Origin of the sequence: Rhodococcus sp. 24CO (genome assembly GCF_050586165.1) — a bacterium.
Taxonomy (GTDB): domain Bacteria; phylum Actinomycetota; class Actinomycetes; order Mycobacteriales; family Mycobacteriaceae; genus Rhodococcus_F.
In genome coordinates this window covers 13,505-37,954 of the sequence record NZ_JAZFNF010000013.1, presented here as the reverse complement: position 1 = coordinate 37,954, position 24,450 = coordinate 13,505, and the positions used below count along the sequence as shown (strand labels likewise).

Genomic DNA, 24,450 nt, shown 5'->3' with positions numbered 1-24,450 from the left:
GAACTCCTAAATTCCAAAAAATTACGCTGCGCGTCTTAAAAAAATTACGCCGCATGACTTAGAATGGCAATCGGTAGAGTCGTGACGTTGGTCCCACTTCCGTGGCGTCGCGCCGGAAAACCACTCAGGGAACCAGTAAACGGAGGAAGCATGGGGCAACACGGAGATCGGGTACGGCAGTCATTACTGGACTCGGCAGAGGAACTCTTTGCCACAAATGGCATCGACGCAGTGTCGAACCGCCACATCGCCGAACACGCAGGCAACGCCAATCACTCCGCCGTGGCCTATCACTTCGGCGGACGCGACGAACTCATCCGCGCCCTGTTGGAGCGTCACGCGACCGAGACCAAGATACGCCGCACGGAACTCGTCGCCGTCATGGGCGAGAACCCCGATCTCCGAGACTTGTTGAGCTGCCTCATTCTTCCGTGGACCGATCAGCTGTCCTCGTTGCCGCGACCCAGCTGGCGGGCACGTCTGCTCCAACAATTGAGGTCTGTGCCATCCGGAATGGAGCTCATCTCCATGATGTCGGACCCGCTGGAAGACGACCTCGTCCAGCAAACGAGGGCCTTCCTCGTGGACGTGCCACCACAAGTACTTGCCGGCAGGGCCTGGATCATGGGTCGCATGGTCACGGACGTCTGCGCCCGGTACGAGTCACTGGTCCAGCAAGACTCGATCGACCCCGACTGGACTGGCTTGGCCTACTTCATCATCGACGCGGCGGTTGGCATACTTTCAGCCCCCGTCACCAGCGTCGGCGACTTTCTCGGGGCGCGCACGGCAGCTAATTGACCGGCGCCGCCGGATCCGGGTCGGGCGTCATGCCGTCATGTGCAACAAGGGCATTCGATTTGTCGAGCGACGGGCCCGATGCCAATAACTCCAACATTTGCCAAGGCGCGCGATCCGGGGGTCTCGAGAGTCCGAGCGCCTTCGCCGAATCTTCGTTCGGTACGCCGTATTTCACGCCGGTATCGGCGACATAGAACACGCTGTCGCGCCGCGTGCTCTCCGTCTCGATCCCGGTTGCCTGAACAAATCCCCCCATACCCGGCGCGATGTAGGCAAAATCCAGACGATCCCCCGAACCGTCCGCCTGCGCCAGCGCGACCACCCTGGCGTCGGCGGCAATCGGCAGGTCGCTACCCACGACCACGCTCACGCTCGCAGAGCTACGCTGCGCCGCAACCGAGGCCGGATCCGGTTTCCAGACAAGACAACTGACCGGAGCTACGTCTTCGTTCACCACGGTCGGAGCCACTGCCGGGAGTGTGGCCGCGGCGAGTTCGTTCACCGAGGGAATGCGATTGATCGCATCCGGCGTCACAGTGGCCATCCCCGAGTCACCTTGAGAGTCGGAGAAGTAGATCAGTTGCGCCACAGCGGAACTGACTTTCTGGATACCGTTCTCGAGAACGACGTAGTACATCATCTCGGAGCCGGTGGACACTTGAACAACGGATCCGACAGTCTTGTTCGCCAACGGATACTGCGGCACGGTGCCAAGACCACGAATGGCCGGAGCCTGTATCCGCGGAACCTCCGGGATCGCATTGAGCATGCCGACACTGATCGGCCGCGGCTCGATTCCTTCAAGTCCCAATGCCCGCGTGATCGCCGGATCGCCGATGTCGAGCGCAGCCCGTTTCCCGTCGTAGACGAGAAAATGATCAGCACCCGAACGCACGAGAAGCGCCTGATCAGAAGGCAAGTACGACGCGACCTCCCGCAACTTCGGCTCGCCGACCAACACCGCCGAGGCCACGGACCGATTACCGTCGGCGCCTACTGTGTCACACATAGTCCAGGGCGCATTTGTCGGATCTGCCGCCTCCGGTAGTGCCGACGGCCCACCTGGTATCCCGACCAGCGCTCCCCGAGGCTTACCGTCGATTTCGGATTCCTTCACGATCGAAGGCTTGTCAGGCGAACCGATGATCAACCTCGCAGATGCAAGGTTCAGAACCGGGTGAAATGTGCCCTCCATTGCGACAAACATTGCACCCGAGTCTTTTCCGACCACGATAGCTGCATCGGCAATCTTGTCCTGAGGCCGAAAAAGAGCAAGCACGCCACACCCCGCAAGACCCAACGACGCCAGCACGATACCGACGATCAAGGCCCGCGATTGCGATCGCATCGGATCGTGCAACATCCGCACATCCCGCCTGACCAGTGCATGTTCCATGCGCCGAACCAGGAAGCGGTATCCGTTGACCTGCCACCGAGTTGTAGGTGTAGCCGCCATATTTCCCCCCGTACCTGTCATCCCCTGAGGTGACACAGTACAGTTCCCCCGGGGGTGGAACCGTGGACAGATCACGTTTGAAGTACTGGCCGTCATCGCACAGGATCTCGGCGCACGAGGTCGTCATTGCACAGGCCGTGGGCATCAGCGCAGCGTGTCTCGCCCTGTTTGTCGGACTCGAATTGCGGTGGGCAATCGTGATCGCAGCCGCCGTCGCCGTGATCCTGCTGCTGCATGTCGGCGGTCGATCGATCGCGACGTGGATTCGGACCGCTGTTCGATACAGGCGAGGGCGCCACACCTCCAGCGGAACCATCGTGAGCTTCCAGACGCCCAGCGAGCAATCCATCGGCCTACGCGTCGACGGTTCGACGCTGGTGAGCGTCGTCGAGATCATGGCGCCGCACGACTATCTGACGCGAATCGGCCGAACGTCATTCGACGCGTCGCATGCCCTTCCTACGGCGGCACTCGCAGATTGCCTTCACCAACACGACATTTCGCTCACCGGGATCGACATCGTCAGCCACGGTTTTCGGGTGGCGTCCGGAACACCGGCAACCGAGGTGTACGACCGTCTGATCGGCCCGCTGCCCGCTACGGCCACCAGAATCGTCTGGCTCGCACTACGATTCGACCGAATCGAAGGCTCCGACGCCGTCGTCCGCCGTGGTGGTGGCGACGATGGAGCGGCGCGTAGCATCTCCGTCGCAACAAGCCGAGTGGTGCGGGTTCTCGAAGCCGCAGGCGCGCGGGCACGCATCTTGACAGCACCCGAGATCTCATCGTCGATCGCACAGGTCAGTCGCGGCGTGGAAGTCGCAGACGTGCCCCAAACATGGCGTTCCACACCACTTCCCGGTGTATCGAATCTCGGTTACGGAATCGAACCGAAGGCAATGACCAAAGACAGTCTTGCGCAGGTGTGGGCGGCCGCGACACTGGGCACCTCGGTCACTGTTCGGCTCCGACCACGCCCCGAAACCGGACTGACGGCAGTGAGCGCTACCTGTCGATTCACGACTCGGCATCTCCCGAAAGCTGCCCCGGTCGCCGGGCTGGTATCCATGCGTGGCCGTCAACGCGATGCTCTGCTGACCAACGTGCCGACCGCGCTCACCTCGCTCGACGCCATCTCGCCTACCCGAACAATGGATGCTGCCGACCTGACTGCGCTCGAGCTCCCACTGGCGGGATGCGGACAACTCCTCGGATCCGACGATCGAGGCCAAGGCGTTGCTGCCCTCGTTGCGGGAACCGGCGTGAATACCGTCTTCGTGGCCGGGGAACTCTATCTCGCCCAACAATTGATCTTCCGTGCCATCGCCACCGGAACCCGGGTTCTGATCCACACGGATCGGCCCGAGACCTGGACACCGTTGATCGACTCGATGGGCGTTCCCGATCGCCTCCGAGTTTCCGGCCACGGGCAAGGACCAGAGGGGACCTTCAATGCCGTTGTCTTCGACGGTGTTCGAGCTCTTCCCCCGCGCGCCGGTGTCACCGCGGTCTACGTGTACGGCGACCCGACGCAGTGGCCTGAGATCGAACCCGATCTCACGATTGTCCAGCCGAATGCCCTCGGCGATCGGATTGTCGTCGCGACCGACAAGACGAGCGTCGAACTCACGCTGGTGACCATCGCCGCCGAAACAGCCTTCATCGGACGACCGCGGGCAGGGGCCGAGTTCCCGGTTTCACCGTAGTAAAGTCACCCGGGATACGGCTGCCGGCCGCGATGCTCGCGCAATCCTCTTCCCCACCAGTCCAATTCGCCGATCATTCGGTCGGCGGCATCGATTGCGATAGCATCCACACTAGGATTCGGCGCCCGAAATTGCTTGCGGGCCTGGTGAATACTCACACTTTGACGCACGGAGACCATGTGCAATTCGGCAACAACCTGCCGCAATTGTTCCGTCGCTCGCAAACCTCCCGACACTCCCCCGTACGACACAAAACCGATCGGTTTTGCTCGCCATTCGTGTTTCACCGAATCGAGTGCCGTCTTCAGAGCTGCGGAATATCCATGGTTGTATTCGGGCGTGACGGCAACAACGACGTCGGCGCGCTCGATGCGTCGACGCAGTTCCTCGGCCGCTTCCGACGGCGAGAAATCCGTTGGAAGCATCAATTCGGCGAGGTCGATGACCGACACAGACCACTTCGGTTGCGCCGCAGCACGCGCAACAAACCAATCGGCGACAGCCAAGCCGATTCGTCCCTCACGCACGGAACCGACAATTACCTCGACGAACAGATCGGTCATGCCGTTGATGGTAACGGCGCGCCCGTCGCAGCAATCCCGGTGGTGATGAGGGCGGCAAGTTCGCGGTACGCCTGCGCGTCGTCCAGTCCGGTCGCCTTGTAGACCTCGCGCTGCTGTATCCGCACCATCGTGCTCGAGGCCGCGTCGGCGACAAACGACGCGTGCACTTCGCGAAAAGCGCCGGCCTCCACACCATTAACAATCAGTTCGCGTACCCGACCCGCTGCGATCGACGTGTTCTTTTCGTACACCTGACGCGCCGACGTGGACGCCGCGAGGTCCTCCATGAACTGGTGCGATGCGGCGGAAAGCTGATCGCCGACGGCTTCGAGGTACGCGCTCACTTGCCGCAACGGATCTTCGTGAGCCGCAACCGCGTCTTCGACGGCGTCGGTCGCGGTACGAAAGAAATGGACCGTGACGGCGCGCACGAGATCGTCCTTGCCGGCTGCAACCGTGTACAGGGTGCTCTTGGAGCAATGCAGGCGCGCGGCAATCTCATCGAGTGTGAGATGCGCGAATCCTTCGCCGAGAAAAAGCGCAACCAACTGATCGAATAGCTGCACTCTGCGTGCCGTCACTCTTGCCATACTGAAAACAGTACTGCAGTATCGTTGTCAGTACTACTACAGAAACAGGAGTCGACAGTGCCGGTCGAACGTCTGATGCCCAGCCAAGAAGCTCGCGATCTCATCGAACTGACCCGAGACGTGGCGGACAAGGTTCTCGCCCCCAAGGTCAACGAGTACGAGAAAGCCGAGAAGTACCCGGACGGAGTTTTCCCCGCTCTCGGACAAGCCGGGCTCCTGAGCTTGCCGTACCCCGAGGAGTTCGGCGGCGGCGATCAGCCGTACGAGGTGTACTTGCAGGTTCTCGAAGAGATTGCCTCACGTTGGGCTGCAGTTGCCGTCGCCGTGAGCGTTCACAGCCTCTCCTGCTTCCCGCTCTTCACCTTCGGCACCGACGAACAGAAGAACAAGTGGTTGCCGGACATGTTGGGCGGCAACACCATCGGCGCCTACAGCCTCTCCGAAGCCCAGGCGGGATCCGACGCAGCAGCACTGTCATGCAAGGCTGCCCCCGTCGACGGTGGATACCGCATCAACGGCAGCAAAGCCTGGATCACAAACGGCGGCAAGGCAGACTTCTACAACCTCTTCGCCCGCACCAGCGACGACGGCTCTCGCGGCATCTCCTGCCTCCTGGTGGACAAGGACACCGAGGGCCTGAGCTTCGGTAAGCCCGAGGAAAAGATGGGGCTGCGCGCTGTTCCCACCGCCTCCGCGAACTACGACGACGCGTTCATCCCGGACGAGAGGCTCATCGGCGAACGCGGTCAGGGACTTCCCATTGCATTCAGCGCTCTCGACTCCGGCCGCTTGGGAATTGCGGCCGTTGCCGTCGGCATCGCCCAGGGCGCACTCGACGACGCAGTTGCCTACGCCAAGGAACGCAAGGCTTTCGGCAAGCGGATCATCGACCATCAGGGCCTCGGCTTTGTGCTCGCCGACATGGCCGCAGCCGTCGACTCCGCTCGTGCCACGTACCTCGATGCCGCCCGTCGCCGCGACGCCGGAGTGCCATACTCCCGCAACGCCAGCGTCGCCAAGCTGATTGCCACGGACGCCGCGATGAAGGTCACGACCGACGCGGTGCAGGTATTCGGCGGATACGGCTACACCCAGGACTTCCCGGTCGAGCGGTACATGCGTGAAGCCAAAATCACTCAGATCTTCGAGGGCACCAACCAGATTCAGCGTCTGGTCATCGCACGTCAATTGGCGGGATAGCCCACTACGACAATTGCCCTCCCACAATGGTGGGAGGGCAATGTCGCACGAGCGCATTCAGTCGCCGCAGCAGCCGCCGGCCGACGGCAATTCCCGGGTCTCACGGGTAATCGCGTTGCGGGCCGCCAACTCCGAATAATCCGGGTAGTCGACTCGAACCAACGACAAACCATGCGCCGGCGCTACCAGGATGGAACTCGACCGTGAGGTCTCGTCGAGCAACCCGGCAAGCCAATCCGACGTACGACGCCCCTCACCGACGGACAGCACGGCGCCGACCAGACTCCGCACCATCGACCAACAAAATGCGTCGGCATTCACGTAGGCCGTGAACACCGTGCCCTCTTGTGTCCAGTCGAATCGCTGAAGTTCGCGTACCGTCGTGGCTCCTTCACGGCGCTTACAGAACGCGGCAAAGTCATGGAGTCCCAAGAGTCGCTGCGACGCTTCCTGCATCGCGGCCAGGTCAAGAGGGTTCGGGTAGGAAACCATGTCACGCACACGAAGTGGTTCGACACCGAACATCGCGTTGGACACCCGGTACTCGTAATAGCGTCGCATCGCGGAGAAACGCGCGTCGAAATCCGCGGGGACAACGGAAATATTCTTGACTCGAACATCTTTCGGCAGGAACCGAGCGAGCCGCCGAACCAACCGCGACGGCTCGTCCGGCAAGAGATCAGCGGGCACGTCGACGTGTGCCACCTGACCACTGGCATGTACGCCGGCATCCGTCCGACCCGCAACGGTCAACTGAACGGGTTGCCGTAGAACAGTTCCCAGCTTGTCTTCGATCTCACCGCACACCGTGCGTAGATCGGTTTGCCGCGCCCACCCCGAGAAGTCGGTGCCGTCGTAGGAAATGTCGAGCCGCAATCGAACGAGCCCGCCGTCCCCGAGGGGGGCGGCGGGCTCGTTCGATTCAGCGTGTGCTGAAACCAAGGGAACTAGTCCTTCTTGGCCTCGGGGGCGTCGGCCGCAGTTGCGGTCTCGTCCTCGATAGCTTCGACAACTGCATCAGCGTTCTCGACCTCAGCCTCGGTCGCGTCAGCCTCTACGGCCTCGACGACGTTCTCTGCGGCGGGAGCATCCTGCGAAGCCTTGACGCGACGAGCGCGGTCAGCCTCGGAGGTGACGGTCTTTTCCTTGACGAGCTCGATGATTGCCATCGGAGCGTTGTCGCCCTTGCGGGGGATCGTCTTGATGATGCGGGTGTATCCACCGTTACGGTCCGCGTAGAACGGGCCGATCTCGGCGAACAGGGTGTGAACGACATCCTTGTTACGGATGACCTTCAGCACCTCACGACGGTGAGCCAGCGTGCCGGCCTTCGCGTGCGTGACGAGCTTCTCGGCGTACGGGCGCAGTGCCTTGGCCTTGGACTCGGTGGTGGTGATACGACCGTGCTCGAAGAGCGCGGTAGCCAGATTGGCGAAAATCGCCTTCTGGTGGGAAGCCGACCCGCCGAAGCGGGCACCCTTCTTGGGCTTGGGCATGATGATCTCCTAGTAAAGGACCTGAGCTGCTACAGCTGTTCGGTCTCGGCGTAGTCCTCGGTACCGTCGGCATCGCCGAAGGAACCGGCATCGGTGTCACTCCACGTTCCGGTGGCGGCGTCGTAGCCTGCAACGGTCGTGGGATCGAAGGATGCGGGGCTGTCCTTGAGGGACAGGCCGAGCGAATGCAGCTTGACCTTGACCTCGTCGATGGACTTCTGTCCGAAGTTGCGGATGTCGAGCAGATCGGACTCGGTACGGCCGACAAGCTCACCGACGGTGTGAACACCTTCGCGCTTGAGGCAGTTGTAGGAACGGACCGTGAGGTCCAGATCCTCGATGGGGAGTCCGAAGGATGCGATGTGATCGGCCTCGGCGGGCGAGGGTCCGATCTCGATGCCTTCTGCTTCGACGTTCAGCTCACGGGCCAGGCCGAAGAGCTCAACCAGGGTCTTGCCCGCAGAAGCGAGCGCGTCCCGTGCGGTGATGGAGTTCTTCGTTTCCACGTCGAGAACGAGCCGATCGAAGTCGGTGCGCTGTTCGACGCGAGTGGCCTCCACCTTGTAGGTGACCTTGAGCACCGGCGAGTAAATCGAGTCGACCGGAATGCGGCCGATCTCTGCGCCGGACGCCTTGTTCTGGACGGCGGGGACGTAGCCACGACCGCGCTCGACTACGAGCTCGATCTCCAGCTTGCCCTTGTCGTTCAGGGTGGCGATGTGCAGATCAGGGTTGTTCACGATGACGCCGGCCGGGGGCACGATGTCGCCTGCGGTAACAGCGCCGGGGCCCTGCTTGCGGACGTACATGGTGACCGGCTCGTCCTCTTCGGAGCTCACGACGAGGCCCTTGAGGTTCAGGATGATGTCGGTGACGTCTTCCTTGACTCCGGGGACCGTGGTGAACTCATGGAGAACGCCGTCGATGCGGATGCTGGTGACAGCAGCGCCGGGGATCGACGAGAGCAGCGTGCGGCGCAGCGAATTGCCGAGCGTGTACCCGAAACCTGGCTCCAGGGGCTCGATGACGAACTTCGAGCGGTTATCAGCGATGACCTCTTCGGTCAACGTGGGTCGCTGAGAAATGAGCATTGGTATTTCCTCCTGTACGGACGTCCACTATTTGACGCCCACGATGGGAAAGGGCCTGCGGCCCCGTGCGCCTTTCCGGTAGTCGGAACTACCGGAAAGGCGCACAGGGCGCGGAGCACCTTACTTCGAGTAGTACTCGACGATGAGCTGTTCCTGCAGAGCAATGTCGATCTGCGCACGCTCGGGAAGCTGGTGAACCAGGATCCGCAGACGCGAGCCGACAACCTGCAGCCACGCGGGAACCGGGCGATCGCCGACGGTCTCACGGGCAACCTGGAACGGAAGCGTTGCGAGCGACTTCTCCTTGACATCGATGATGTCGTACTGCGAGACGCGGTAGCTCGGGATGTCGACCTTCTTGTTGTTCACGAGAAGGTGACCGTGCGTGACCAGCTGACGTGCCTGACGGCGTGTGCGAGCGAGGCCTGCGCGGTACACGACGTTGTCGAGACGCGACTCCAGGATGGTGAGCAGGTTCTCGCCGGTCTTACCGGGGCGGTTGTTCGCCTCCTTGTAGTACAGACGGAACTGCTTCTCCATGACGCCGTAGGTGAAGCGAGCCTTCTGCTTCTCCTGCAGCTGGAGCAGGTACTCGCTCTCCTTGATACGCGCGCGGCCGTGCTGTCCGGGCGGGTACGGGCGACGCTCGAATGCCTGGTCGCCTCCAACGAGGTCGACGCGCAGACGACGCGACTTGCGGGTGATGGGTCCGGTATAACGTGCCATGATTTTCTACCTATTCCTTCCCGCTTATACCCGACGCCGCTTGGGCGGACGGCAGCCGTTGTGCGGCTGGGGAGTTACATCGGAAATGGTGCCGACCTCGAGGCCTGCGGCCTGGAGCGAACGAATCGCGGTCTCGCGACCCGAACCCGGTCCCTTGACGAAGACGTCAACCTTCTTGACACCGTGCTCCTGCGCCTTGCGGGCAGCGCTCTCAGCAGCAAGCTGAGCGGCGAAGGGAGTCGACTTACGCGAACCCTTGAAGCCGACGTGTCCCGAGGACGCCCAGGAAATGACATTTCCGGCGGGGTCCGTGATGGACACGATGGTGTTGTTGAAGGTGCTCTTGATGTGAGCGGCACCGTGCGGGATGTTCTTCTTATCCCTGCGACGCGCCTTCTGGGTCTTCTTCGGACCGGTGCTACGTGACTTCGGGGGCATTACTTCGCCTTCTTCTTGCCGGCAATGGTGCGCTTCGGACCCTTACGGGTACGGGCGTTGGTCTTGGTGCGCTGACCACGCACGGGCAGACCACGACGGTGGCGCAGGCCCTGGTAGCAGCCGATCTCGATCTTGCGACGGATGTCGGCCTGAACCTCGCGGCGAAGGTCACCCTCAACCTTGAGCGACTCCTCGATGTACTCGCGGAGCTTTGCCAGGTCCTCGTCCGAGAGGTCCTTGCTCCGGAGATCCGGGCTGACGCCGGTGGCGTCAAGGATTTCCTTGGAGCGGGTACGGCCGATGCCGTAGATGTATGTCAGTGCGATCTCCATGCGCTTTTCGCGAGGAAGATCGACACCAGAGAGACGTGCCATGTTGGCATTTCCTATCGGTGTGCGGAGGTCTGCTCCCAGCCCATCCCCTGTGCCTCTTGCCGAGTAACCACGTCCGAGAACGCGGCTGGTCTCATCAACTAACTCAGTGGGGCCCCGGCCTCCGTGCCGGGGGTGAACCATTGTCCGACCTTGTCGATCGGTAAACGATCGCGTGGGGTCTCGTCAACAATGGCTGGTACTGGAAGGTCTTCTTTGCTTGTTGCCAAGCAGATCTTCGAAAAGCTAGATCTAGCCCTGACGCTGCTTGTGACGCAGGTTCTCGCAGATCACCATGACCCGACCGTTACGGCGGATCACTTTGCACTTTTCGCAGATCTTCTTGACGCTCGGCTGAACCTTCACGTCTTCTGATCTCCTGTTTTGTCGCAGCCTGCCAAGGTGAACCCTGGCAGACGTACTTCTCCCTGACCCAGGTCAGATCCGGGAAGTTCGTTACTTGTAGCGGTAAACGATGCGTCCGCGCGACAAATCGTAGGGCGAGAGCTCTACGACAACGCGATCTTCCGGGAGGATGCGAATGTAGTGCTGACGCATCTTTCCGCTGATGTGGGCGAGGACCTTGTGGCCATTCTCGAGCTCAATGCGGAACATCGCATTGGGCAGCGGCTCGACTACTCGTCCTTCGACCTCGATGGCCCCGTCTTTCTTAGCCATATCCTCCGCGATCCGTTTGGTTTGGCATGCTTCGTGCATCGGCTTCCGTTACATTGGCACGCAATGGTTTCTTCATCGACATGATTTTTACATCGACTCGGTGCGTTGTTCCCCGTAGCGGCAGTCCTACACACAAGCTGTCGACACGCATGGCGCACCGCCTAGCTATGTTACGCGAAGAGAACGACCAGGCCAAATGCGCCTCCCCCTACAGCACCGCACCCGGGTGGCAATCCATGCTCCGCGTCCACCAAACCAGCAACCGAAAAAGTCCCGACCCCTTGCGGGATCGGGACTTCTCGATCAGCGAATCACTCTCGCCGTCAACACTTGTCGAACGCTCGAGCCGAAAACTACTCCGGTCGCAACGTCAGAATTCGTGGGCCGTCCGCCGTGACAGCAACCGTGTGCTCCCAATGAGCTGCACGCGAACCGTCGGAGGTCACCACCGTCCAGTCGTCATCGAGAATCACGGTATCCGTCGTCCCGAGTGTCAACATCGGCTCGATCGCCAGGCACGACCCGATTACCAACTCGGGCCCCTTGCCCGGGGCACCTTCGTTGGCCAGGAACGGATCCATGTGCATCTCGCGGCCGATACCGTGACCGCCGTAGCCGTCGACGATTCCATATGAACGGCCGTGTAGCTTTTCGGCGGCGTGAGTGCCGACCTCGATGGCGTGCGAAACGTCTGTCAGACGGTTGCCGGCGATCATCGCGGCAATGCCGGCTTCCATCGACAGCCGAGTTGCTTCGCTCAGATCCTGATCGGCTGCACTGATCTCACCGACACCGAACGTCCACGCGGAGTCTCCGTGCCAACCCTCGAGGATCGCACCGCAGTCGATGGACACCAGGTCACCCTCTGCGAGGACGTCCTGTGCCGACGGGATTCCGTGAACAACCCGGTCGTTGACCGAAGAACAGATCGAACCGGTGAAACCGTTGTAGCCGAGGAACGACGGCACCGCACCCGCATCACGGATGACAGATTCGGCGACCGCATCCAATTCCAGGGTGCTGACACCGGGCTTTGCCGCAGCGCGAACCGCCACCAACGCCGAACCCACAATTGCGCCGGCTGCAGCCATTGCGTCGAGTTCGCCCGCGGAGCGGAACGGAACAACCTTGCGTTTACGCCCGAAAACCATTACTTACCCAGCGCTGCCAGTGCGCGAGCGTTGACTTCTTCGACCTCGCCGATCGCGTCGACGGAGACGATGCTGTCCTTGTAGTAGTCGAACAGCGGCGACGTCTCGTCGCGGTAGACCCGGAGGCGGTTGCGAATCACGTCTTCGGTGTCGTCTGCACGGCCGCGGGCGAGCATTCGCTCCACCACGATGTCTTCGTCGACGACAAAGGAAAGGACGCCGTCGAGCTTCGTATCGAGATCCTTCAAGATGCCTTCGAGGGCTTCCGCCTGATCGACCGAGCGCGGGAATCCGTCGAGCAGGAATCCGTTGGCGGCGTCCGGCTCGGCAACGCGTGCCTTCACCATGTCATTGGTGATCGAGCTGGGAACAAGCTCACCGGCGTCGATGAACTTCTTCGCTTCCACGCCGAGCGGGGTGGACTGACCGATGTTGGCTCGGAAGAGGTCACCCGTGGAGATATGGGGAACGCCGAACTTCTCGGACAGGATCGCGGCCTGGGTGCCCTTGCCGGCACCGGGAGGACCAAGGAGGACAAGTCTCACTTGAGGAACCCTTCATAGTTGCGCTGCATTAGCTGACTCTCGATCTGCTTCACGGTGTCCAGGCCGACGCTGACCATGATCAGCACCGCGGTGCCACCGAACGGCAGGTTCTGCGCGCCGCCGCCGTTCCCGATGTCGAGGAACAGATTGGGCAGAACAGCAATGGTGCCAAGGTAGATCGCACCCGGAAGGGTGATGCGACTCAGCACGTAGTTGAGATAGTCCGCGGTCGGCTGACCGGGACGGATACCTGGAATGAATCCACCGAACTTCTTCATCTCGTCGGCGCGCTCTTCTGGATTGAAGGTGATCGCGACGTAGAAGTACGTGAAGAACACGATAAGACCGAAGTAGATCAGGATGTACACCGGGTTGGCGGGATTGACCAAGTAGGTGTTGATGATTCGCTGCCACCAACTGGGGTCGACCGCAGTGCTGGCCGACGTGAGCTGCGCAATCAGGTTGGGCAGGTACAGCAGCGACGACGCGAAGATCACCGGGATGACGCCGGCCTGGTTGACCTTGAGGGGCAGGTACGTCGACGAACCGCCGTACATCTTGCGTCCCACCATGCGCTTGGCGTACTGCACGGGAATTCGACGCTGGCCCTGCTCGACGAAGACGACGCCGGCAATGATCAGGAGGGCTGCGAAGCAGACCAGTGCAAAGACGAGGCCGCCGCGGCTGTCCAGAATGGACTTGCCTTCGGACGGAATACGCGAGGCGATACCGGCGAAGATGAGGAGCGACATACCGTTACCGACACCCCGCTCGGTGATGAGCTCACCGAACCACATGACGAGTGCGGCGCCCGCAGTCATGACGAGGACAAGAATGATCAAGCCGAAGATCGACTTGTCGGCGATGATGTCGTCGCAGCCCTGCAGTAGCTGTCCCCTAGCTGCAAGCGCAACGATGCCCGTCGACTGGAGCACAGCCAAAGCGATGGAGAGATAACGCGTGTACTGCGTCATCTTGGCCTGCCCGGACTGGCCCTCCTTGCGAAGTTCCTCGAACTTCGGGATGACCACGGTCAGCAACTGAACGATGATGCTGGCGGTGATATACGGCATGATGCCGATCGCAAACACCGACAATTGGAGCAGCGCGCCACCGGAGAACAAGTTGATCAGCGAGTAGATACCCGCCGAGTCACCGGAGTTAGCTATGTCGATGCACTCACGCACCCTGGCATAGTCGACACCAGGTGACGGAAGCACTGCACCGACCCGGTAGAGGGCTACCAGGCCGAGGGTGAATAGGATCTTCCGCCTCAGGTCGGGTGTCCTGAGGGCCGAAACGAAGGCGGAAAGCAAAGATCCTCCTGGCACGACGGTTGGGGGCAGATCTTTTGACCTGCCGAACTTCAGAACTCTAACAGTCAAATTATGGGAACTAAACGAGCCGACCACGAAATTCGGGTAAGCCGAAGATACAACCAGTGTGCCTTACCCGGTCGACGGGGCCACACTTTCGGGACGAACAGCACAGACGCCGATGGCCGCAGCACAGCAAATGCTGCGCTGCGGCCATCGGACTAGCTACGCGTGATTACTCACAGCTCGGTGGCGGAACCACCGGCAGCAGCAATCTTTTCCTTGGCGGAGCCGGTGAACTTGTCGACGGTCACCTGAACGGCAACAGTCAGTTCGCCGTCGCCCAGAACCTTGACGAGCTGGTTCTTGCGGACTGCGCCCTTGGCAACGAGATCCTCGACCGTGATTGCTCCACCTTCGGGGAACAGACGGGCGATGTCGCCGACATTGACGACCTGGTACTCGGTGCGGAAGGGGTTCTTGAAGCCCTTGAGCTTGGGCAGACGCATGTGAAGCGGCATCTGTCCACCCTCGAAGCCCACGCGCACGGTGTTACGTGCCTTGGTGCCCTTGGTACCGCGACCTGCGGTCTTACCACGCTTGCCGCCCTCGCCGCGTCCAACACGAATCTTGTTGGACTTGGATCCGGGAGCGGGGCGCAGGTGGTGCAGTTTGATGGTCATGGTTAGACCTCCTCAACTGTTACGAGGTGGCGCACCACGTTGATCAGACCGCGGTTCTGTGCGTTGTCCTCACGAACAACGGTCTGACGGATGCCCTTGAGACCGAGCGTGCGCAGAGAATCCTTCTGGTTCTGCTTGGTCCCGATGATGCTCTTGATCTGAGTGACCTTGAGATCTGCCATTACTTCACACTCCCAGCAGCCTGTGCGCGTGCGCGCAGCATGCCGGCGGGTGCAACCTCTTCGAGGGTGAGGCCGCGGCGAGCCGCAACTTCCTCGGGACGCTGCAGACCCTTGAGCGCGGCAACGGTCGCATGCACGACGTTGATGGCGTTGTCGCTACCGAGCGACTTCGACAGGATGTCCGCGATACCAGCGCACTCCAGCACGGCACGCACCGCGCCACCGGCGATAACACCGGTACCGGGGCTTGCCGGGCGAAGCATGACGATGCCGGCAGCAGCCTCACCCTGAACGGGGTGAGTGATGGTGTTGCCGATCATCGGGACGCGGAAGAAGCTCTTGCGAGCCTCCTCGACACCCTTCTGGATGGCCGCGGGAACTTCCTTGGCCTTTCCGTAGCCGACGCCGACCAGTCCGTTGCCGTCTCCGACGATCACGAGAGCGGTGAAGCTGAAGCGACGACCACCCTTGACGACCTTGGAGACGCGGTTGATCGTGACAACGCGCTCGATGAACTGTGACTTCTCCGCAGCGTTTCCGCCACGGCCACCGTCGCGACGGTCACGGCCGCCACCACGGTTGTCCCCACGAGCGTTGCTGTTGTCGCCGCTGTTGGGGCCATTCTGTCCGGCGGGTCCGCTTCCGCCGTCACGCCTTTGACGTCCCGGCATCAGGCTGTCCTTCCGTTGAAAATGTTGGTCATCAGAACTTCAACCCGCCTTCGCGAGCTGCGTCTGCCAAGGCCGCGATGCGACCGTGGTAGCCGTGTCCGCCGTGGTCGAAGACCACTGCTTCCACGCCGGCAGCCTTCGCGCGCTCGGCGATCAGCTGACCGACCTTTGCGCTCGCAGCCTTCTTGTCGCCTTCGGCCACGCGCACGTCGGCTTCGATGGTCGACGCAGCAGCCAGAGTGTGGCCTGCCAGGTCGTCCACGAGCTGGACGTGGATGTGGCGTGAGGACCGGTTGACGACCAAGCGGGGACGCTCGGGCGTGCCGGAGACCTTCTTGCGGAGACGGAAGTGACGACGTGTCTTCGAGAGACGACGCTTCGTGGACGCATCCTTGCCCAGCGGAATCCGCTTGGCTTTCTGGTTTGCAGTCTGGCTCATATCACTTACCCGTCTTTCCGACCTTGCGGCGGATCTGCTCACCCTCGTAACGCACGCCCTTACCCTTGTACGGGTCCGGACGACGGAGACGACGGATGTTGGCCGAGATCTGCCCGACCTTCTGCTTGTCGATGCCGGACACCGAGAACCGGGTGGGCGACTCGACGACGAAGGTGATGCCTTCGGGAGCCTCGATCGGGACCGGGTGGCTGAAGCCGAGCGCGAACTCGAGGTCCTTGCCCTTCAGCGCCACGCGGTAACCGACACCGTGGATTTCCATCTTCTTGGTGTAACCCTCGGTGACACCGGTGATGATGTTCGCAACCAAGGTCCGCGACAGACCGTGCAGCGCACGGCTGCGACGCTCGTCGTCGGGGCGAGTGACGCTCAGGGAGCCGTCCTCAGCCTTGGCGATCTCGATGGGCTCGGCGATGGTCAGTGCCAGGGTGCCCTTGGGCCCCTTGACCGTGACGTCCTGGCCGGCGATCGTAACGTCGACGCCCGCGGGGACGTTGACCGGAATCTTTCCAATACGCGACATTGTGGTGGCCTCCCTCTACCAGACGTAGGCGAGGACTTCCCCGCCTACTCCTTGATTGGCCGCCTGGCGATCGGTGAGCAGACCGGACGACGTGGAGATGATCGCCACGCCGAGGCCTCCGAGGACCTTGGGCAGGTTGGTGGACTTCGCGTAAACCCGGAGACCGGGCTTGGAAACGCGACGCACGCCGGCGAGGCTACGCTCGCGGCTGGGGCCGTACTTCAGATCGACGATGAGGGTCTTGCCGACCTCGGCGTCTTCGGTACGGAAGTCGGAGATGTAGCCCTCACGCTTGAGGATCTCGGCGATGTTCGCCTTGATCTTCGAGTGGGGAAGCTTCACCTCATCGTGGTACGCCGTGTTGGCGTTGCGCAGACGCGTCAAGAAGTCTGCGATGGGGTCAGTCATGGTCATAGGTCGACCTCGACACCTTTCTCGCTGTGGTTCCCATGCAACACCGGACGAGTCCGGTCGTGGGCCTCCAGCAATTCGGCTGGGCCGTCCGACTTATGTCAGACGGCGTAAGTTACCGCACCGAGCTGAACGCATGCGTCAGCCACGGCAACCGCTCTAGTGTAGGGGGCTTTGGCCGTCCTGTCCAAACAGGGCGTCCCCACATCTGGGAAGTACCCGCTAAATGCCGAATGGGCGTGGGTTCCCGAAGGAACCCACGCCCATTCACAGCGTGTAGTGACAAGACCGAAAAGGTCTCAGATCACCAGGAGCTCTTGCGAACTCCGGGAAGCTCGCCGGCGTGTGCCATCTCGCGCAAGCAGATTCGGCACAGGCCGAACTTGCGGAACACAGCGTGCGGGCGACCGCAGCGCTGGCAGCGGGTGTAGGCGCGAACCGCGAACTTGGGCTTCTTGTTGGCCTTGTTGACCAATGCCTTCTTAGCCATGCGCTCAGTTCTCCTTGAACGGGAAGCCGAGGTGCTTGAGCAGTGCACGGCCTTCTTCGTTGTTGGTTGCGGTGGTCACGACGGTGATGTCCATACCGCGGGGGCGATCGATCTTGTCCACGTCGATCTCATGGAACATCGACTGCTCGTTGAGGCCGAACGTGTAGTTGCCGTTGCCGTCGAACTGGTTGCCCGAGAGACCGCGGAAGTCGCGGATACGGGGCAGTGCGACAGACACGAGGCGGTCCAGGAATTCCCACATACGGTCGCCACGGAGGGTGACACGTGCGCCGATGGGCATGCCTTCGCGAAGCTTGAACTGCGCGATGGACTTACGTGCCTTACGGATCTCGGGCTTCTGGCCCGTGATGAGAGACAAGTCATGGACAGCGCCGTTGATCAGCTTGGCGTCACGGGCAGCGTCGCCGACGCCCATGTTGACGACAACCTTGACAACACCGGGGATCTGCATGACGTTGGCGTAGTCGAACTCGCTGTTGAGCGCGTCCTTGATCTCAGCGCGGTAGCGTGCCTTGAGGCGCGGCTGGACCTTGTTTTCGGTGGAGGTCATGTCAGATGTCCTTCCCGTTCTTCCGGGAAACCCGAACGCGCTTGCCGGTCTCTTCATCGGTGCGGTAGCCCACGCGAGTGGGGTTTCCGTCCGAGTCGACGACTGCAACGTTGGATACGTGGATCGGAGCTTCCTGCGTGACGATGCCGCCGGAGGATGCTCCGCGCTCGTTCGCGGAAACCGCGGTGTGCTTCTTGATTCGGTTCACGCCTTCGACGAGGACCTTGTCGGTCGCGGGGAAAGCCTGAATGACCTTGCCCTTCGCGCCCTTGTCCTTACCGGCGATGACCAGAACGGTGTCACCCTTGTGCACCTTCATCACAGCACCTCCGGGGCGAGCGAAACGATCTTCATGAACTTCTTCTCGCGCAGCTCACGGCCGACGGGTCCGAAGATGCGGGTTCCACGGGGATCGCTGTCAGCCTTGATGAGCACTGCTGCGTTCTCGTCGAACTTGATGTAGGAACCGTCCGGACGACGGCGCTCCTTGGTCGTGCGAACGATGACGGCCTTGACGACCTCACCCTTCTTGATGTTTCCACCGGGGATTGCGTCCTTGACGGTGGCGACGATGACGTCACCGATCCCGGCGTAGCGACGTGACGAACCGCCGAGAACGCGGATGCAAAGGATTTCCTTGGCACCCGTGTTATCAGCGACGCGAACTCGCGACTCCTGCTGAATCACTTGATCTCCCTAGACCTGGAATTTCGTGCGCAACGGATTACCGACCCGGTGCGCGCGGTCATTGTTGCCACCTGCGTCGTGTCTGAGCTGCTGCCCCACCGAAGTTCATCAGTTGGGGCGATCACTGCAAGCACCGGTCGAGCTGCGCACGTGAAGACACACCTCTGCCACAGGCAACCGTTCTATTGTAGGGAAGGGTTCACCGATTACCAAATCAGTGCCCCTTGTTGCCCCCTGCCCACCATGGGCATTCCTGACCGAAAGCCGAATGGCCCACTCCCCCAACGGGAAGCGGGCCATTCGGTTGTGCTCGATCAGCTCAAGATCACGATCAGGCTTACTTGGCCTTTTCGAGGACCTCGACCAGACGCCAGTGCTTCGTCGCGGACAGCGGACGGGTTTCCATCAGCTGAACGCGGTCGCCGACGCCGGCAACGCCGTTCTCGTCATGCGCCTTCACCTTGGTCGTACGGCGGATGATCTTGCCGTAGAGCTTGTGCTTGACGCGGTCTTCGAGCTCGACCACGATCGTCTTTTCCATCTTGTCGGAAACTACGTATCCGACACGGACCTTACGGCTCGCGCGCTCTTCTGTGCTCACTGCTTTTTCCTCACTCATGCCGCGTCACCTGCATCCGGACCCACAGCGAGTCCGAGCTCACGCTCACGCAGGACGGTGTAGATGCGCGCGATCTCGTGACGAACGGTGCGCAGTCGTCGGTTGTTGTCCATCTGGCCTGTGGCCATCTGGAAACGAAGGTTGAAAAGTTCTTCCTTCGCTTCGCGGAGCCGGGTGACCAGCTCGTCTTCACTGAGCTCGCGGAGCTCTGCTGCTGGGGTTCCAGTAGCCATCAGAACTGCTCCTCTCTGGTCACGATCCGGCACTTGCACGGGAGCTTGTGCATCGCGCGGCGCAGGGCCTCACGAGCGATCTCCTCGTTGGGGTATGTCATCTCGAACAGAACGCGTCCGGGCTTGACGTTGGCAATCCACCACTCGGGCGAACCCTTACCGGAACCCATTCGGGTTTCGGCCGGCTTCTTCGTGAGGGGGCGATCCGGGAAGATGTTGATCCAGATCTTGCCGCCACGCTTGATGTGCCGAGTCATGGCGATACGAGCGGACTCGATCTGCCGGTTGGTGATGTAGGCAGGCTCGAGAGCCTGGATGCCGTAGTCACCGAATGTCACCTGGGTACCGCCCTTGGCGGCACCCGAACGGCTCGGGTGGTGCTGCTTGCGGTGCTTGACCCGCCTAGGGATCAACATGCGTCAGCCCTCCTGATTCTGATCAGTAGCGGGAGCATCGGCGGTTGCGGTCGCTGCGCGGCCGGCCTCGGTGCTAGTCGCGGTGGTGCCGGTTGCGCCGGAACGACGGGGACGGCTCGGACGCTCGCGGCGCGGGCGATCCCCGGCCGGAGCGGCGGTGCTGGCTGCGAGCTCACGCTTGCCGCCAACGATGTCGCCCTTGTAGATCCAGACCTTGACGCCGATGCGACCGAAGGTGGTCTTTGCCTCGTAGAGGCCGTAGTCGATGTCCGCACGAAGCGTGTGCAGCGGCACACGGCCTTCGCGGTAGAACTCCGACCGGGACATCTCGGCGCCGCCGAGACGACCGGAGCACTGAACGCGAATTCCCTTGACGTTCGGCTGACGCATGGCCGACTGAATGGCCTTGCGCATTGCGCGACGGAAAGCAACGCGGTTCGAGAGCTGCTCGGCCACACCCTGTGCGACGAGCTGTGCTTCAGCTTCTGCGTTCTTGACCTCGAGGATGTTCAGCTGAACCTGCTTGCCGGTCAGCTTCTCGAGCTCGGAACGGATGCGATCGGCTTCGGCGCCGCGGCGGCCGATGACGATGCCCGGACGTGCCGTGTGGATGTCCACGCGAACACGGTCACGGGTGCGCTCGATCTCGACCTTCGCGATTCCCGCGCGCTCCATGCCGGTGGCGAGGAGCTTACGGATCGCGACGTCTTCCTTGACGTACTCCGCGTACTGCTTGTCTGCGTACCAGCGAGACTTCCAGTCGGTGGTGATGCCGAGACGGAAGCCGTGCGGGTTGATTTTCTGGCCCACTACTGAGCACTTCCCTTCCGGCGATTACGGGTCGATGTTCCGGACTTCGGCAGGCTCTCCACGATCACGGTGATGTGACTGGTGCGCTTGCGAATACGGAACGCACGTCCCTGTGCACGCGGCTGGAACCGCTTGAGGGTCGCGCCCTCGTCCACGAACGCCGTCGCAACGACAAGCGTGCTCGGGTCGAGGTCGAGGTTGTTCTCGGCGTTGGCTGCTGCGGAGGCGATCACCTTGGCGACCGGCTCGCTCGCTGCCTGCGGCGCGAACTTCAGAATGTTCAGGGCGTCTTCAACCGAGCGCCCGCGGACCAGGTCCACAACACGACGTGCCTTCATCGGTGTAACGCGCACGTGGCGCGCTACTGCCTTGGCAGTCGGGTTGGCGGTTTCGGTGTTGCTCATCGCCTCTTCGCCTTCCGATCATCCTTGATGTGACCCTTGAACGTACGGGTCGGTGCAAACTCTCCGAGCTTGTGTCCGACCATGGAGTCGGAAACGAACACGGGGACATGCTTACGGCCGTCGTGAACCGCAAACGTGTGGCCGATGAAGTCCGGGATGATGGTCGAACGACGGGACCAGGTCTTGATGACCTGCTTGGTTCCCTTTTCGTTCTGTACATCCACCTTCGCGAGGAGGTGGTCATCGACGAACGGGCCCTTCTTAAGGCTGCGTGGCATCCTTCACTCCCTCCTAGCGCTTGTTCTTGCCGGTACGGCGGCGACGAACAATCATCTTGTCGCTTGCCTTGTTCTTGCGGGTACGGCCTTCCGGCTTACCCCACGGGCTGACCGGGTGGCGACCACCGGAGGTCTTGCCCTCGCCGCCACCATGCGGGTGGTCGACCGGGTTCATCACGACACCACGAACGGTCGGGCGCTTGCCCTTCCAACGCATACGGCCGGCCTTGCCCCAGTTGATGTTCGACTGCTCGGCGTTGCCGACCTCGCCGACGGATGCGCGGCAGCGCACGTCGACGCGACGGATTTCACCGGACGGCATACGCAGCGTGGCGTAGGAGCCTTCCTTACCGAGGAGCTGGATGCTGGCACCTGCGGAACGGGCCATCTTGGCTCCGCCGCCGGGACGCAGTTCCACACCGTGGATGGTGGTACCAGTCGGGATGTTGCGCAGCGGCAGGTTGTTGCCCGGCTTGATGTCGGCGCCTGCACCGGACTCGATCGGTGAACCCTGCACCAGGCCCTTGGGGGCGATGATGTAGCGCTTCTCACCGTCTGCGTAATGCAGGAGTGCGATGTTTGCTGTGCGGTTGGGGTCGTACTCGATGTGAGCGACCTTTGCCGGGATTCCGTCCTTGTCGTTGCGACGGAAATCGATCAGTCGGTAGGCGCGCTTATGTCCGCCGCCCTTGTGACGGGTGGTGATCCGACCGTGTGCGTTACGGCCACCACGGCCGTGCAGCGGGCGAACCAGCGACTTCTCGGGGGTCGACCGAGTGATCTCGGCGAAGTCCGAGACGCTCGAGCCACGACGGCCCGGTGTTGTCGGCTTGTACTTACGGATTGCCATGAGTCTTCTCGTCCTCTATGTCTCGTCAAGTCCCGGCGCTTACGCGACCGGTCCTCCGAAGATCTCGATGGGCTTGCTGTCGGCGGCGAGAGTCACGAGAGCGCGCTTGGTGTTCTTGCGCTTTCCGTAACCGAACTTCGTCCGCTTGCGCTTGCCCTGACGGTTGGCGGTGTTGACGCTGGTCACAGTGACACCGAAGACCTTCTCGACGGCAATCTTGATCTGCGTCTTGTTCGAGTCCGGGTGCACCAGGAAGGTGTAGGTGCCTTCCTCGATAAGTCCGTAGGACTTCTCGGAGATGACCGGTGCCAGCAGGATGTCGCGGGGGTCAGCGATGGTCGTCACTTGGCCTCCTCCTTGTTCTCTTCCTGGGCGGTCTCGGCGGGCCCGTGGATGAACGCGTTGAGCGCCTCGACGCTGAACACGACGTCATCCGCATTGAGCACGTCGTAGGTGTTGAGCTGGTCGGGTGCAATGGGATGCACGCCTTCCAGGTTCTGCACGCTCTTCCAAGCGGCTACATCCTGGCGACCCACGACGAGCAGCAGCTTCTTGCGATCCGAGATCTCGCCGAGGAACGCGATTGCGTTCTTGGTCGAAGGCGTCTGCCCTGCAACCAGTTCGGTGATGACGTGGATGCGCTCGTTGCGTGCGCGGTCAGAGAGGGCTCCGCGGAGAGCGGCTGCCTTCATCTTCTTGGGGGTGCGCTGGCTGTAGTCACGCGGCTGCGGGCCGTGAACGGTTCCGCCACCGACGAACTGAGGTGCGCGAGTCGAGCCCTGGCGTGCGCGGCCGGTGCCCTTCTGGCGGTACGGCTTCTTGCCACCGCCGCGGACTTCACCGCGGGTCTTGGTGGAGTGGGTTCCCTGACGAGCAGCGGCGAGCTGCGCGACGACAACCTGATGCAGAAGCGCGATGTTGGCCGGAGCGTCGAAGATCTCAGCGGGGAGATCGACGGTGCCGTTGGTCTTGCCGCCGGCGACCTTGACGTCCAGGGTCAACTTGGTCTCGGTGCTGGTCATGCTCGTGCACCACCCTTCACTGCACTCTTGACGATCACGAGGCCGCCCTTGCGGCCGGGGATCGCACCCTTGATCAGCAGCAGGCCGTTCTCGGCGTCCACCTTGTGGACCGAGAGGTTCTGCGTCGTGATGCGGTCGCTACCCATGCGTCCGGACATGCGCATGCCCTTGAACACGCGGCCGGGAGTTGCACAGCCGCCGATGGAGCCGGGGCGACGGTGAACGGCCTGGGTACCGTGCGATGCACCCTGTCCCTTGAAGCCGTGACGCTTCATGGTTCCGGCGAATCCCTTACCCTTGCTGGTTCCGGTGACGTCGACGAATGCGCCGTCCTCGAAAACCTCAGCGGTGAGTTCCTGGCCGACCTCGTAGTCGGAGGCATCCGCGACGCGGAGCTCGACGACGTGGCGACGCGGGGTCACACCAGCCTTGGAGAACTGGCCGGAGACCGGCTTGTTCACCTTGCGCGGGTCGATTGCGCCGAACGCGAGCTGAACAGCCGTGTAGCCGTCACGCTCTTCGGTACGAATCTGGGTTACGACGTTGGGCCCAGCCTTGACGACGGTGACCGGGACAACCCGGTTGTTCTCGTCGAAGACCTGGGTCATGCCGAGCTTGGTGCCCAGGATTCCCTTGATCTTGGTATCAGTCATTGTTTTTGTCTCCGCCGTCACTGAATGTTCACGTCGACACTGGCCGGAAGGTCGATGCGCATGAGCGCGTCAACCGTCTTCGGCGTCGGGTCGAGAATGTCGATCAGCCGCTTGTGAGTACGCATCTCGAAGTGCTCGCGCGAGTCCTTGTACTTGTGCGGCGAGCGGATGACGCAATATACGTTCTTCTCGGTCGGCAACGGCACAGGTCCAACGACGCGGGCACCCGTACGGGTTACCGTCTCGACGATCTTGCGCGCTGACGCGTCGATCGCCTCGTGGTCGTAGGCCTTGAGCCTGATGCGGATCTTTTGTCCCGCCACGCTTAGTGTCCTTTTCTTGCCGCGTTTCGTAGCCCACCT

General features: G+C 61.9%; 38 protein-coding genes. 3 read left to right on the top strand and 35 right to left on the bottom strand.

Annotation, left to right across the window (positions count from 1 at the left end; all coding sequences use genetic code 11):
- Positions 1-150: 150 nt before the first annotated feature.
- Positions 151-801: a TetR/AcrR family transcriptional regulator gene (locus V2B23_RS27080; RefSeq protein ID WP_430953105.1), complete on the top strand. Its 651-nt coding sequence runs from the start codon at positions 151-153 to the stop codon at positions 799-801.
- Here the strand turns inward: V2B23_RS27080 and eccB are convergent.
- Positions 794-2,257: a type VII secretion protein EccB gene (gene eccB / locus V2B23_RS27075; RefSeq protein WP_430953104.1), complete on the bottom strand. Its 1,464-nt coding sequence runs from the start codon at positions 2,255-2,257 to the stop codon at positions 794-796. The genes V2B23_RS27080 and eccB overlap by 8 nt on opposite strands.
- A 62-nt stretch (positions 2,258-2,319) precedes the next feature.
- Here eccB and eccE point away from each other — a divergent pair, with 62 nt between their 5' ends.
- Positions 2,320-3,963: a type VII secretion protein EccE gene (gene eccE / locus V2B23_RS27070; RefSeq protein ID WP_430953103.1), complete on the top strand. Its 1,644-nt coding sequence runs from the start codon at positions 2,320-2,322 to the stop codon at positions 3,961-3,963.
- A 5-nt stretch (positions 3,964-3,968) separates the two neighbouring features.
- Here eccE and V2B23_RS27065 read toward each other — a convergent pair whose 3' ends face one another.
- Positions 3,969-4,526 (bottom strand): NADPH-dependent FMN reductase, encoded by a 558-nt coding sequence (locus V2B23_RS27065; RefSeq protein ID WP_430953102.1) that lies wholly within the window; start codon positions 4,524-4,526, stop codon positions 3,969-3,971.
- A complete protein-coding gene (locus V2B23_RS27060) occupies positions 4,523-5,116 on the bottom strand; it encodes a TetR/AcrR family transcriptional regulator (protein ID WP_430953101.1) in 594 nt (197 codons plus the stop codon). Before V2B23_RS27060 ends, V2B23_RS27065 begins: the two co-directional genes overlap by 4 nt.
- A gap of 57 nt (positions 5,117-5,173) precedes the next feature.
- On the opposite strand from V2B23_RS27060, the gene V2B23_RS27055 reads away from it, so the two are divergent.
- A complete protein-coding gene (locus V2B23_RS27055; protein WP_430953100.1) occupies positions 5,174-6,316 on the top strand; it encodes an acyl-CoA dehydrogenase family protein in 1,143 nt (380 codons plus the stop codon).
- 57 nt (positions 6,317-6,373) lie between these two features.
- Here V2B23_RS27055 and truA read toward each other — a convergent pair whose 3' ends face one another.
- From truA to rpsJ, 32 genes are all read right to left on the bottom strand, one after another.
- Complete coding sequence (gene truA / locus V2B23_RS27050; RefSeq protein WP_430953099.1) at positions 6,374-7,258, bottom strand: tRNA pseudouridine(38-40) synthase TruA; 885 nt, start codon at positions 7,256-7,258, stop codon at positions 6,374-6,376.
- A gap of 5 nt (positions 7,259-7,263) precedes the next feature.
- Positions 7,264-7,812, bottom strand: a complete 549-nt coding sequence (gene rplQ / locus V2B23_RS27045; RefSeq protein ID WP_033231360.1) for a 50S ribosomal protein L17 — start codon at positions 7,810-7,812, stop codon at positions 7,264-7,266.
- Positions 7,813-7,841: 29 nt separating this feature from the next.
- Positions 7,842-8,903, bottom strand: a complete 1,062-nt coding sequence (locus tag V2B23_RS27040) for a DNA-directed RNA polymerase subunit alpha (RefSeq protein WP_033231361.1) — start codon at positions 8,901-8,903, stop codon at positions 7,842-7,844.
- 120 nt (positions 8,904-9,023) lie between these two features.
- The gene (gene rpsD, locus V2B23_RS27035) at positions 9,024-9,629 is read right to left on the bottom strand and encodes a 30S ribosomal protein S4 (protein ID WP_033231362.1); all 606 of its coding nucleotides are present in this window, start codon (positions 9,627-9,629) and stop codon (positions 9,024-9,026) included.
- 24 nt (positions 9,630-9,653) lie between these two features.
- Entirely contained in the window at positions 9,654-10,067 is a 414-nt protein-coding gene (rpsK, locus tag V2B23_RS27030; protein WP_094271924.1) for a 30S ribosomal protein S11, read from the bottom strand.
- Complete coding sequence (rpsM, locus tag V2B23_RS27025) at positions 10,067-10,441, bottom strand: 30S ribosomal protein S13 (protein ID WP_003940834.1); 375 nt, start codon at positions 10,439-10,441, stop codon at positions 10,067-10,069. The genes rpsK and rpsM overlap by 1 nt, the downstream gene beginning before the upstream one ends.
- Positions 10,442-10,690: 249 nt before the next feature.
- The gene (gene rpmJ / locus V2B23_RS27020; RefSeq protein ID WP_003938068.1) at positions 10,691-10,804 is read right to left on the bottom strand and encodes a 50S ribosomal protein L36; all 114 of its coding nucleotides are present in this window, start codon (positions 10,802-10,804) and stop codon (positions 10,691-10,693) included.
- Between the two features lie 90 nt (positions 10,805-10,894).
- Positions 10,895-11,116 (bottom strand): translation initiation factor IF-1, encoded by a 222-nt coding sequence (infA, locus tag V2B23_RS27015; protein ID WP_003418601.1) that lies wholly within the window; start codon positions 11,114-11,116, stop codon positions 10,895-10,897.
- Positions 11,117-11,469: 353 nt separating this feature from the next.
- The gene (gene map, locus V2B23_RS27010; protein WP_430953098.1) at positions 11,470-12,267 is read right to left on the bottom strand and encodes a type I methionyl aminopeptidase; all 798 of its coding nucleotides are present in this window, start codon (positions 12,265-12,267) and stop codon (positions 11,470-11,472) included.
- A complete protein-coding gene (locus V2B23_RS27005) occupies positions 12,267-12,812 on the bottom strand; it encodes an adenylate kinase (RefSeq protein ID WP_033231365.1) in 546 nt (181 codons plus the stop codon). Before V2B23_RS27005 ends, map begins: the two co-directional genes overlap by 1 nt.
- Complete coding sequence (secY, locus tag V2B23_RS27000) at positions 12,809-14,128, bottom strand: preprotein translocase subunit SecY (RefSeq protein ID WP_430953097.1); 1,320 nt, start codon at positions 14,126-14,128, stop codon at positions 12,809-12,811. Before secY ends, V2B23_RS27005 begins: the two co-directional genes overlap by 4 nt.
- Positions 14,129-14,367: 239 nt before the next feature.
- Positions 14,368-14,811, bottom strand: coding sequence for a 50S ribosomal protein L15 (gene rplO, locus V2B23_RS26995; RefSeq protein ID WP_138869531.1), 444 nt, complete (start codon positions 14,809-14,811; stop codon positions 14,368-14,370).
- Between the two features lie 2 nt (positions 14,812-14,813).
- Complete coding sequence (rpmD, locus tag V2B23_RS26990; protein WP_003940751.1) at positions 14,814-14,993, bottom strand: 50S ribosomal protein L30; 180 nt, start codon at positions 14,991-14,993, stop codon at positions 14,814-14,816.
- Positions 14,993-15,664: a 30S ribosomal protein S5 gene (gene rpsE, locus V2B23_RS26985; RefSeq protein WP_033231368.1), complete on the bottom strand. Its 672-nt coding sequence runs from the start codon at positions 15,662-15,664 to the stop codon at positions 14,993-14,995. The genes rpmD and rpsE overlap by 1 nt, the downstream gene beginning before the upstream one ends.
- 31 nt (positions 15,665-15,695) lie before the next feature.
- Positions 15,696-16,103, bottom strand: coding sequence for a 50S ribosomal protein L18 (gene rplR, locus V2B23_RS26980; protein ID WP_033231369.1), 408 nt, complete (start codon positions 16,101-16,103; stop codon positions 15,696-15,698).
- A 1-nt stretch (position 16,104) separates the two neighbouring features.
- Positions 16,105-16,644, bottom strand: coding sequence for a 50S ribosomal protein L6 (gene rplF / locus V2B23_RS26975; RefSeq protein WP_033231370.1), 540 nt, complete (start codon positions 16,642-16,644; stop codon positions 16,105-16,107).
- A gap of 15 nt (positions 16,645-16,659) precedes the next feature.
- Entirely contained in the window at positions 16,660-17,058 is a 399-nt protein-coding gene (gene rpsH, locus V2B23_RS26970; RefSeq protein ID WP_003940873.1) for a 30S ribosomal protein S8, read from the bottom strand.
- Positions 17,059-17,359: 301 nt separating this feature from the next.
- Positions 17,360-17,545: a type Z 30S ribosomal protein S14 gene (locus tag V2B23_RS26965; RefSeq protein ID WP_033231372.1), complete on the bottom strand. Its 186-nt coding sequence runs from the start codon at positions 17,543-17,545 to the stop codon at positions 17,360-17,362.
- A 4-nt stretch (positions 17,546-17,549) separates the two neighbouring features.
- Positions 17,550-18,116 carry a 50S ribosomal protein L5 gene (gene rplE, locus V2B23_RS26960; RefSeq protein WP_033231373.1) on the bottom strand — a complete coding sequence of 189 codons (567 nt, stop codon included), beginning with the start codon at positions 18,114-18,116 and terminating at the stop codon, positions 17,550-17,552.
- 1 nt (position 18,117) lies between these two features.
- Positions 18,118-18,435: a 50S ribosomal protein L24 gene (gene rplX, locus V2B23_RS26955; RefSeq protein WP_033231374.1), complete on the bottom strand. Its 318-nt coding sequence runs from the start codon at positions 18,433-18,435 to the stop codon at positions 18,118-18,120.
- A complete protein-coding gene (gene rplN, locus V2B23_RS26950) occupies positions 18,435-18,803 on the bottom strand; it encodes a 50S ribosomal protein L14 (RefSeq protein ID WP_003940951.1) in 369 nt (122 codons plus the stop codon). Before rplN ends, rplX begins: the two co-directional genes overlap by 1 nt.
- Before the next feature lie 337 nt (positions 18,804-19,140).
- On the bottom strand, positions 19,141-19,422 hold the full coding sequence (gene rpsQ, locus V2B23_RS26945; protein ID WP_003941020.1) for a 30S ribosomal protein S17: 282 nt from the start codon (positions 19,420-19,422) through the stop codon (positions 19,141-19,143).
- Positions 19,419-19,655 carry a 50S ribosomal protein L29 gene (gene rpmC, locus V2B23_RS26940; RefSeq protein ID WP_033231375.1) on the bottom strand — a complete coding sequence of 79 codons (237 nt, stop codon included), beginning with the start codon at positions 19,653-19,655 and terminating at the stop codon, positions 19,419-19,421. Before rpmC ends, rpsQ begins: the two co-directional genes overlap by 4 nt.
- On the bottom strand, positions 19,655-20,071 hold the full coding sequence (gene rplP, locus V2B23_RS26935; protein WP_003940899.1) for a 50S ribosomal protein L16: 417 nt from the start codon (positions 20,069-20,071) through the stop codon (positions 19,655-19,657). Before rplP ends, rpmC begins: the two co-directional genes overlap by 1 nt.
- A 3-nt stretch (positions 20,072-20,074) precedes the next feature.
- Positions 20,075-20,881, bottom strand: coding sequence for a 30S ribosomal protein S3 (rpsC, locus tag V2B23_RS26930; RefSeq protein ID WP_138869532.1), 807 nt, complete (start codon positions 20,879-20,881; stop codon positions 20,075-20,077).
- A complete protein-coding gene (rplV, locus tag V2B23_RS26925) occupies positions 20,881-21,285 on the bottom strand; it encodes a 50S ribosomal protein L22 (protein ID WP_033231377.1) in 405 nt (134 codons plus the stop codon). The genes rpsC and rplV overlap by 1 nt, the downstream gene beginning before the upstream one ends.
- Entirely contained in the window at positions 21,282-21,563 is a 282-nt protein-coding gene (rpsS, locus tag V2B23_RS26920) for a 30S ribosomal protein S19 (RefSeq protein WP_003940820.1), read from the bottom strand. The genes rplV and rpsS overlap by 4 nt, the downstream gene beginning before the upstream one ends.
- 13 nt (positions 21,564-21,576) lie before the next feature.
- Positions 21,577-22,413, bottom strand: a complete 837-nt coding sequence (gene rplB, locus V2B23_RS26915) for a 50S ribosomal protein L2 (RefSeq protein ID WP_033231378.1) — start codon at positions 22,411-22,413, stop codon at positions 21,577-21,579.
- Positions 22,414-22,452: 39 nt separating this feature from the next.
- Positions 22,453-22,758: a 50S ribosomal protein L23 gene (rplW, locus tag V2B23_RS26910; protein WP_033231379.1), complete on the bottom strand. Its 306-nt coding sequence runs from the start codon at positions 22,756-22,758 to the stop codon at positions 22,453-22,455.
- On the bottom strand, positions 22,755-23,435 hold the full coding sequence (gene rplD / locus V2B23_RS26905) for a 50S ribosomal protein L4 (protein WP_033231380.1): 681 nt from the start codon (positions 23,433-23,435) through the stop codon (positions 22,755-22,757). Before rplD ends, rplW begins: the two co-directional genes overlap by 4 nt.
- Positions 23,432-24,088 (bottom strand): 50S ribosomal protein L3, encoded by a 657-nt coding sequence (gene rplC / locus V2B23_RS26900; RefSeq protein ID WP_138869533.1) that lies wholly within the window; start codon positions 24,086-24,088, stop codon positions 23,432-23,434. The genes rplD and rplC overlap by 4 nt, the downstream gene beginning before the upstream one ends.
- 17 nt (positions 24,089-24,105) lie before the next feature.
- Entirely contained in the window at positions 24,106-24,411 is a 306-nt protein-coding gene (rpsJ, locus tag V2B23_RS26895) for a 30S ribosomal protein S10 (RefSeq protein WP_003938093.1), read from the bottom strand.
- Between the last annotated feature and the right edge of the window lie 39 nt (positions 24,412-24,450).

Coding starts and splice junctions, on each gene's coding strand:
- V2B23_RS27080 (WP_430953105.1), top strand. CDS start 151: ATGGGGCAACACGGAGATCGGGTACGGCAGTCATTACTGGACTCGGCA.
- eccB (WP_430953104.1), bottom strand. CDS start 2,257: ATGGCGGCTACACCTACAACTCGGTGGCAGGTCAACGGATACCGCTTC.
- V2B23_RS27065 (WP_430953102.1), bottom strand. CDS start 4,526: ATGACCGATCTGTTCGTCGAGGTAATTGTCGGTTCCGTGCGTGAGGGA.
- V2B23_RS27060 (WP_430953101.1), bottom strand. CDS start 5,116: ATGGCAAGAGTGACGGCACGCAGAGTGCAGCTATTCGATCAGTTGGTT.
- rplQ (WP_033231360.1), bottom strand. CDS start 7,812: ATGCCCAAGCCCAAGAAGGGTGCCCGCTTCGGCGGGTCGGCTTCCCAC.
- V2B23_RS27040 (WP_033231361.1), bottom strand. CDS start 8,903: ATGCTCATTTCTCAGCGACCCACGTTGACCGAAGAGGTCATCGCTGAT.
- rpsD (WP_033231362.1), bottom strand. CDS start 9,629: ATGGCACGTTATACCGGACCCATCACCCGCAAGTCGCGTCGTCTGCGC.
- rpsK (WP_094271924.1), bottom strand. CDS start 10,067: ATGCCCCCGAAGTCACGTAGCACCGGTCCGAAGAAGACCCAGAAGGCG.
- rpsM (WP_003940834.1), bottom strand. CDS start 10,441: ATGGCACGTCTCTCTGGTGTCGATCTTCCTCGCGAAAAGCGCATGGAG.
- infA (WP_003418601.1), bottom strand. CDS start 11,116: ATGGCTAAGAAAGACGGGGCCATCGAGGTCGAAGGACGAGTAGTCGAG.
- map (WP_430953098.1), bottom strand. CDS start 12,267: ATGGTTTTCGGGCGTAAACGCAAGGTTGTTCCGTTCCGCTCCGCGGGC.
- rplO (WP_138869531.1), bottom strand. CDS start 14,811: ATGACCATCAAACTGCACCACCTGCGCCCCGCTCCCGGATCCAAGTCC.
- rpmD (WP_003940751.1), bottom strand. CDS start 14,993: ATGGCAGATCTCAAGGTCACTCAGATCAAGAGCATCATCGGGACCAAG.
- rpsE (WP_033231368.1), bottom strand. CDS start 15,664: ATGCCGGGACGTCAAAGGCGTGACGGCGGAAGCGGACCCGCCGGACAG.
- rplR (WP_033231369.1), bottom strand. CDS start 16,103: ATGAGCCAGACTGCAAACCAGAAAGCCAAGCGGATTCCGCTGGGCAAG.
- rplF (WP_033231370.1), bottom strand. CDS start 16,644: ATGTCGCGTATTGGAAAGATTCCGGTCAACGTCCCCGCGGGCGTCGAC.
- rpsH (WP_003940873.1), bottom strand. CDS start 17,058: ATGACCATGACTGACCCCATCGCAGACTTCTTGACGCGTCTGCGCAAC.
- V2B23_RS26965 (WP_033231372.1), bottom strand. CDS start 17,545: ATGGCTAAGAAGGCATTGGTCAACAAGGCCAACAAGAAGCCCAAGTTC.
- rplE (WP_033231373.1), bottom strand. CDS start 18,116: ATGACCTCCACCGAAAACAAGGTCCAGCCGCGCCTCAAGGCACGCTAC.
- rplX (WP_033231374.1), bottom strand. CDS start 18,435: ATGAAGGTGCACAAGGGTGACACCGTTCTGGTCATCGCCGGTAAGGAC.
- rpsQ (WP_003941020.1), bottom strand. CDS start 19,422: ATGAGTGAGGAAAAAGCAGTGAGCACAGAAGAGCGCGCGAGCCGTAAG.
- rpmC (WP_033231375.1), bottom strand. CDS start 19,655: ATGGCTACTGGAACCCCAGCAGCAGAGCTCCGCGAGCTCAGTGAAGAC.
- rplP (WP_003940899.1), bottom strand. CDS start 20,071: ATGTTGATCCCTAGGCGGGTCAAGCACCGCAAGCAGCACCACCCGAGC.
- rplV (WP_033231377.1), bottom strand. CDS start 21,285: ATGAGCAACACCGAAACCGCCAACCCGACTGCCAAGGCAGTAGCGCGC.
- rpsS (WP_003940820.1), bottom strand. CDS start 21,563: ATGCCACGCAGCCTTAAGAAGGGCCCGTTCGTCGATGACCACCTCCTC.
- rplB (WP_033231378.1), bottom strand. CDS start 22,413: ATGGCAATCCGTAAGTACAAGCCGACAACACCGGGCCGTCGTGGCTCG.
- rplD (WP_033231380.1), bottom strand. CDS start 23,435: ATGACCAGCACCGAGACCAAGTTGACCCTGGACGTCAAGGTCGCCGGC.
- rplC (WP_138869533.1), bottom strand. CDS start 24,088: ATGACTGATACCAAGATCAAGGGAATCCTGGGCACCAAGCTCGGCATG.